The organism is Polaromonas sp. P4_H1, assembly GCF_056400945.1.
This window is the reverse complement of record NZ_JBFUKG010000014.1, coordinates 133,607-140,080: the sequence shown is the minus strand read 5'-3', so window position 1 is coordinate 140,080 and position 6,474 is coordinate 133,607. Positions and strand designations below refer to the sequence as shown.

Genomic DNA, 6,474 nt, shown 5'->3' with positions numbered 1-6,474 from the left:
CTAGTGGACTGTAACGTTTAAAACGGAAGTATCATTGTGGCCATGGAGGTTGCGATGAAACTGACCAAAAGCGAACGCATGGAACTTCAACAGCAAGCTGCAGCGAGGAACGCCCGAGCCGATTCGGCGCGCCACGCCCGATTGATCCTGCTGCTGGCCGATGGGCTCACTTGGGCGGAGATTCGCACCAAGCTGGATTGCAGCGACAGCTACATCGATCGCTGGAGCAAGCGCTTTGAAAGTGATCGCCTGGCCGGCCTGTTCGCTCGTCATGCCGGGCGCGAGCGCTACAAGGTGACCGATCACATGGAAGCGCGGGTGCTGGCGCGCACCACCAAACACAAGCCTGCTGACGGCTCCACGCACTGGTCTTCGCGCAAGTTGGCGGCCGAACTGGGCGGCGACATCTCGCACATGACGGTGGCCAGAATCTGGGCCAAGCACGGCATCAAGCCGCATCTGCTCGAAGGCTATCTCACCTCCAACGATCCGGACTTCGAGAGCAAGGCGGCTGATGTCATCGGGCTGTACCTGAACCCGCCTCAGAACGCCGTGGTGTTCAGTGTCGATGAGAAGACCGCGATTCAGGCGCTGGATCGCCTGGACCCGGTGCTGCCGCTGTCACCGGGGCGCGCCGAGCGGCACGGCTTTGAGTATTTCCGGCACGGCACGCTCTCGCTGTACGCCGCCTTCAACACCAAGACCGGCGAGGTGATGGGCAAGACCGCAGCTCGGCACACCTCGGCCGAGTTCGTGGCGTTTCTCACCGACATCGTGGCCAATCAGCCCAAGGGCAAAGAGATCCACGTCATCGCGGACAACCTCTCGGCCCACAAGACAAAGCATGTTGACGAGTTCCTGGCCACTCACAGCAACGTTCATATGCATTTCACCCCGACGTACTCGTCCTGGCTCAACCAAGTGGAGTTGTGGTTTGCCAAGATCGAGCGCGATGTCATCGCCCGTGGCGTGTTTACGTCCTTGCCTGATCTCAAGAGAAAGCTCATGCGCTACATCCGTCAGTACAACGAGCAACCCAAACCCGTAAAGTGGAAATACTGCGATCTGTCACGGCGCATTACTCCCGATTCAATCGTTACAGTCCACTAGTGTGGTGTTGCATGCTTGACGGTACAAATAAAACCGATGGATTTTTGTTCAGGGCAAGGCGCAAACCATAGCAATAGTTCCGCTATTGCGCGGATTTGCAACGCCGACATGGGTAAAAAGACGCGGTTTTATGTACGGGATAGCGTGCAGCACCACACTGGAGGCCCGGGAAAACTCAGTGCGACCGCATTTCGCCTGAAAGCAGCACGCGAGGGCCGGGCCGGCCAAGCTGTACAGCGGTGATCAGGGCGGCGGCCACATCGTCCGCCGGGATGGCCCGGTAGTTGTTCGGGATCAATAATTTGAACAAAGCCATGGCGGCCAGCGCCCATTTTTCACCGGGGCGTTGCGCCTGCCTCAGCGAGGCGCGGTCGCCTGCGAGCAGGGAGGGACGCGCGATCACCACGGTCTCAAACCCCAAGCCCTTAACGGCATCTTCCATTTCGCCTTTGACGCGGTTGTAGAAAACCGGCGACTGGCTATCAGCACCCATGGCGCTGACGACACCCAGGCGGGTGGCGCCGGCGGCGCGAGCCGCGCGTGCCACTACCACCACCGCATCAAAATCAACGAGGCGAAAAGCCTCGCGGCTGCCCGCCACCTTGATCGTGGTGCCCAGCGCGATGAAGATGTCATCGGCCGCCGGTGCGGTAAATCCGTGGAACGAATCCGTCACCTGCACCACCAGCCGGGCGTGCTGCCGGGCTGGTGCGCGACGGCCCACCGCGTAGACCGTCGAGTAGGCCTTATCGGCCAGTAAACGAGCCAGGACCGCCTGGCCGACGAGGCCCGTTGCCCCGGCCACCAGCGCCACCCGAGCCGCCGCCACCGCCGGAGCGGTTGCCCCGGAAGTTGTTGCGGTTGCCGGTGGGTTGGCCGGATGATGGGAACCCGGAAGAGGCGTGGCTGGCGGGCTGATGGTTGTCAAAGTCATTGCGGGGCTCGCTGCGTGAGTCATTCCTCGGCGCACGGGGTTGCTCGTCGCGCTGACGCGCCTGCGCATGTCTCGGCTGGGCAGGCTGACCGCCTTGCGAATAACCCGAATTCTGGCGAGGCTGGCCTGGGTTGGGGGTGCGCGGGCCGCGCCCACTGCCATTGCCACTGCCATTGCCGCCACCGGCGGGGCCACGTCCGCGGCCGTTGCCGCCGCCATTACCGCTGCCGTTACCACCGCCATTCGCGCCACGCGCAGGCTGGGAGCCTTTGGTGTCACGAATGCGCTGCATCATTTCGCTGCGTGCTGCCTTGGCGGCAGCCTGCATCACTTCGCGGCTCGGGGGCTTGCCGAGGCCGCCCCAGATGGTCTGGCGACCCATGGCCAGCGGCTCGGCTCTTTCGCCGGGCTCGGCTTCAAAACCTGGCACCAGCACTTTTTCAATGTTCTGCTTGGTAAAGCGCTCAATGTCCTGCATGAAGCCTTCTTCGTCCAGACACACCAGGCTCACCGCCTCGCCGCTATTGCCGGCGCGGCCGGTGCGGCCGATGCGGTGCACATAGTCTTCACTGACGTTGGGGATCTCGTAGTTCACCACGTGCGGCAGCTCGTCGATGTCAATGCCGCGGGCTGCGATGTCCGTGGCGACCAGCGCGCGAATCGTGCCGTCCTTGAAACCCTGCAGCGCCTGGGTGCGGGCGGTCTGGCTCTTGTTGCCGTGCAGGGCCATGGCTTCGATGCCGTTTTTGGTCAGGTGCTCGGCCACATTGTTGGCGCCAAACTTGGTGCGGGTGAACACCAGCACCTGGCTCCAGTTGTGCTCGTTGATGATGTGGGTCAGCAGCGCCTTCTTTTTGCTGCGGCTCACCGGATGGATTGTCTGCGTGATGCGCTGCACGGTGGTGTTGCGCGGCGTCACCTGAATGTGCAGGGGGTCACGCAGCAGGCCATTGGCCAGTTCGCGGATCTCGTCGCTGAAGGTGGCGCTGAACAGCAGCGACTGCTTGTGCTTGGGCACCAGCGCCAGCACCTTCTTGATGTCGTGGATGAAGCCCATGTCGAGCATGCGGTCGGCTTCGTCGAGCACCAGGATCTGTACCTGGCTCAGGTCCAGCGTGCCCTGGCTTGCATGGTCGAGCAGGCGGCCGGGGGTGGCCACCAGGATGTCCACGCCGCGGCGCAGTTTGTCGATTTGGGCCCCCATGCCGACACCGCCGAACATCACCATGGAGGTGAGTTCCAGATACTTGCCGTAGGTGCGTACGCTTTCTTCGACCTGCGCGGCCAGCTCGCGGGTCGGCGTCATGATGAGGGCGCGCACGGCGTTGACGCCGCGCCGGTTGGTCAACCGGGGTTCGGTAGACAGGCGCTGCAGCAAGGGCAGGGTGAACGCGGCAGTCTTGCCGGTACCCGTCTGGGCGCCGCCGAGCAGGTCGCCGCCGGCCAGCACGGCGGGAATCGCCTGGGCCTGGATGGGCGTGGGGGTGTCATAACCTTGCTCAAGCACGGCTTTAAGAATGGCCGGGGCCAATTTCAATTCTTCAAATGTCATGGTGTTGCACCGCTGGGGTGCTATAGATCGGCCTGTTGGGCGCCTTGTTTGAAAGCAACCCGCCAGTCAAAGGCAGATGGGATCAGAAAATCGGGCCAAAAAACATCGTAAGTAAGTACTGAAAGTAATACCCGGGATGTGCCCAAATGTTGCAGGCAACTGGAGCCAGCAACCCGCGTATTGTCGCACGGAACGATAATCGGAGGGTTCACGCAAAAAACACGCCTTGCCAAAAGGCGTTGCCCCAGAGGCGCAGCGCGTGGTTTTAGCCTGCAGATGACCCTGCAAAAAGCCTGTAAAAATAGCGGTTACAGGCCGCGTGCAGCCCGTTTTTTTGCATTGTTTTTCATTTTTACCAAAGTTGATCCTGATGGCCCAGTACGTATTTACCATGAACAAGGTCGGCAAAATCGTGCCGCCCAAGCGCCAAATTCTCAAAGAGGTGTCGCTCAGCTTTTTCCCAGGCGCCAAGATTGGCGTGCTGGGCACCAACGGCTCCGGCAAGTCCACGCTGCTCAAGATCATGGCCGGCCTGGACACCGAGATCGAAGGCGAAGCCACCCCGATGCCGGGGCTGAACATTGGCTATCTGCCGCAGGAGCCCAAGCTCGACCCCGGGCACACGGTGCGCGAGAGTGTCGAGGCCGGCATGGGTGCGGTATTTGCCGCCAAGGCCCAGCTCGAAGCGGTGTACACGGCCTACGGCGAGCCCGATGCCGACTTTGATGCCCTGGCCGCCGAGCAGGCTCGCCTGGAAGCCATCATCGCCACCTCGGGTACAGATTCCGAGCACCAGCTCGAGATTGCCGCCGACGCGCTGCGCCTGCCGCCCTGGGACGCCCAGATCAGTGTTCTGTCGGGTGGTGAAAAACGCCGCGTGGCCTTGTGCAGCCTGCTGCTGTCCAAGCCCGACATGCTGCTGCTGGACGAGCCGACCAACCACCTGGACGCCGAATCGGTGGACTGGCTGGAGCAGTTTCTGCAGCGCTATTCGGGCACCGTGGTGGCCATCACCCATGATCGTTACTTCCTGGACAACGCGGCCGAATGGATTCTGGAACTGGACCGCGGCCACGGCATTCCCTGGAAAGGCAACTACAGCAGCTGGCTCGACCAGAAAGGTGAACGGCTGGCCCAGGAGCAAAAGGGTGAAGAGGCCCGCGCCAAGGCGCTGAAAAAGGAACTGGAGTGGTCACGCCAGAACCCGAAAGCGCGCCAGGCCAAGAGCAAGTCGCGTCTGGCACGTTTTGAAGAGCTGTCTGATTTTGAATACCAGAAACGCGTGGAGACCAACGAGATTTTCATCCCGGTGGCCGAGCGTCTGGGCAATGAGGTCATTGAGTTCAAGGGCGTCAGCAAGTCCTTCGGCGACCGCCTGTTGATCGACAACCTGAGCTTCAAGGTGCCGGCCGGCGCCATCGTCGGCATCATCGGCCCCAACGGTGCGGGCAAGTCCACGTTGTTCAAGCTGATTGCCGGCAAAGAGCAGCCGGACAGCGGCGAAGTGGCGATCGGCAAGACAGCGCGCATGGCTTTTGTGGACCAGCACCGTGATGACCTGGCCAACGAAAAAACCGTCTGGGAAGATATCTCGGGCGGCCTTGACCTGCTCACCGTCGGCAAATTCACCATGCCCAGCCGCGCGTATGCGGGACGCTTCAACTTCAACGGCGCCGACCAGCAAAAACGCGTCGGCATGCTGTCGGGCGGTGAGCGCGGGCGCCTGCACCTGGCCAAGACACTGATCGCCGGCGGCAACGTGTTGATGCTTGACGAACCGTCCAATGACCTCGACGTGGAAACCCTGCGCGCGCTCGAAGACGCACTGCTCGAATTCGCCGGCTCCGTCATGGTCATCAGCCACGACCGCTGGTTCCTCGACCGCATTGCCACGCACATCCTGGCCGCCGAAGGCGACAGCCAGTGGACCTTCTTCAACGGCAACTACCAGGAATACGAAGCCGACAAGAAAAAACGCCTGGGTGAAGAGGGTGCCAAGCCCAAGCGCGTGCGCTTTAAGGCATTGCATTGAGCCCCCACGCTTTTCACTTCGTGTAATGCGCTGCCCCCCGGGGGGGCCGCTGCGCCTGCGGCCCGGCTAAGCCGGTTCCGCGGCCCCTGCTGGGGTGAAGAATCCCCACGATCGCTCACTGCGTGTAGCTCCCTGGAGATAGGTATGACCGACGACGAAGTCCTGACTCAAACCCGTCACTGGCTCGAAAAAGCCGTGATCGGGCTTAACCTGTGCCCGTTTGCCAAGGCGGTGTACGTGAAGAACCAGGTGCGCCTGGTGGTGAGCCATGCCCGGCATGCGGACGACCTGCTCGAAGAGCTGGACCGCGAGCTGGACCTGCTGGTGGCCACGCCGGCCGAAGAGGTCGATACCACGCTGCTGATTCACCCCACGCTGTTCGAAGACTTCCTGGACTTCAACGATTTCCTGGAAATCGCCGAAGGCGTGGTGGACGAGCACGGCCTTGACGGCGTGGTCCAGCTGGCCAGCTTTCATCCGCAGTTCCAGTTTGACGGTACCGAACCCGACGACATCAGCAACTACACCAACCGCGCGCCGTTCGCCATCCTGCACCTGCTGCGCGAGGAGAGTGTGGCGCGTGCGGTGGCGGCCTTTCCCGAGGCTGATGCGATTTTTGAACAGAACATCGCGACGCTGGAAAAGCTGGGGCTGGACGGGTGGAAGGCCCTGGATTTGTAAGGCAGGCTGTCAGGGAAATCAGTCGACCACCTGCGCTGACGGGTTGATCTGTCGACAGCCTCTGCCTTCTGAACAGGATACTTCCTGAGGTCGGGGTCAACCGGTTGCCCCGGGCAGCTATACGCTGGTACTCACAGGATCGGGCCGCGCCACGGCCGTCGTCAC

The 6,474-nt window shown here is 61.9% G+C and carries 5 protein-coding genes; 3 read left to right on the top strand and 2 right to left on the bottom strand.

The features are described from left to right. Positions 1 to 54: 54 nt before the first annotated feature. Entirely contained in the window at positions 55 to 1,110 is a 1,056-nt protein-coding gene (locus AC1DS5_RS18350; protein WP_477719683.1) for an IS630 family transposase, read from the top strand. A 175-nt stretch (positions 1,111 to 1,285) separates the two neighbouring features. On the opposite strand, the gene AC1DS5_RS18345 is transcribed toward AC1DS5_RS18350, so the two are convergent. Continuing rightward, entirely contained in the window at positions 1,286 to 1,915 is a 630-nt protein-coding gene (locus tag AC1DS5_RS18345; RefSeq protein WP_477719682.1) for a Rossmann-fold NAD(P)-binding domain-containing protein, read from the bottom strand. Then, a complete protein-coding gene (locus tag AC1DS5_RS18340) occupies positions 1,857 to 3,596 on the bottom strand; it encodes a DEAD/DEAH box helicase (RefSeq protein ID WP_477719681.1) in 1,740 nt (579 codons plus the stop codon). The genes AC1DS5_RS18345 and AC1DS5_RS18340 overlap by 59 nt, the downstream gene beginning before the upstream one ends. Positions 3,597 to 3,966: 370 nt before the next feature. Here AC1DS5_RS18340 and ettA point away from each other — a divergent pair, with 370 nt between their 5' ends. Next, the gene (gene ettA / locus AC1DS5_RS18335) at positions 3,967 to 5,628 is read left to right on the top strand and encodes an energy-dependent translational throttle protein EttA (RefSeq protein WP_477719680.1); all 1,662 of its coding nucleotides are present in this window, start codon (positions 3,967 to 3,969) and stop codon (positions 5,626 to 5,628) included. Between the two features lie 144 nt (positions 5,629 to 5,772). Continuing rightward, positions 5,773 to 6,309, top strand: a complete 537-nt coding sequence (locus tag AC1DS5_RS18330) for a DUF1415 domain-containing protein (protein WP_477719679.1) — start codon at positions 5,773 to 5,775, stop codon at positions 6,307 to 6,309. Positions 6,310 to 6,474 lie beyond the last annotated feature (165 nt).

Bases quoted from the DNA above. Each gene is read 5' to 3' on its own strand.
- AC1DS5_RS18350 (WP_477719683.1), top strand. From the start codon at position 55: ATGAAACTGACCAAAAGCGAACGCATGGAACTTCAACAGCAAGCTGCA.
- AC1DS5_RS18330 (WP_477719679.1), top strand. From the start codon at position 5,773: ATGACCGACGACGAAGTCCTGACTCAAACCCGTCACTGGCTCGAAAAA.
- AC1DS5_RS18340 (WP_477719681.1), bottom strand. From the start codon at position 3,596: ATGACATTTGAAGAATTGAAATTGGCCCCGGCCATTCTTAAAGCCGTG.
- ettA (WP_477719680.1), top strand. From the start codon at position 3,967: ATGGCCCAGTACGTATTTACCATGAACAAGGTCGGCAAAATCGTGCCG.